1 pseudogene is annotated in these 510 nt (G+C 43.1%); it reads left to right on the top strand.

Going from position 1 to position 510, the window contains the following annotated elements:
* Positions 1–109: 109 nt before the first annotated feature.
* A pseudogene (locus tag R7190_RS31055) lies at positions 110–510 on the top strand (1,4-beta-xylanase); the annotation flags it as partial.

The raw sequence follows: 510 nt of genomic DNA, 5'->3' as shown, positions 1-510 counted from the left end.
AAAGCTGTGATTTTCACCACGTTTATTCTTTGAGCACCTAGTCATTAAATTATTAATTAATATATTAGCTAATATTATTAGTTAATAATTTAGCTTTAAGGTGAGTAAGATGAAAAGATGGTCGGAAGAGAAAGCGTGGCAATGGCAAAAAGAGCATGGCTGGCTACGTGGCTTTAACTATTTACCGCGCACTGCGGTTAACTGGAATGAGATGTGGCAAGCGGAATCTTTTGCTCCAGAGGTGATGGAACAAGAGTTAGCTTGGGCGCATGATGTGGGTTACAACACTTTACGTACCAACTTACCATTTATAGTTTGGCAAGCGGATCGCGATGGTTTACATGCGCGAATTGAGCGCTTTCTGGATATTTGCGAACGCAATCAAATCAAAGTGATGCTCACGCCGATGGATGACTGCGGTTTTTCGGGCGACCATCCTTATCTTGGTGAACAAAAAGCGCCAGTACCGGATTTGCACAATAGCCAAGCAGCAGCAAGTCCTGGTCGCAA

Source organism: Vibrio sp. 1078-1, assembly GCF_033340475.1.
Note: the sequence above shows the minus strand (reverse complement) of the source record. Positions and strands in the feature narration are given on the sequence as shown.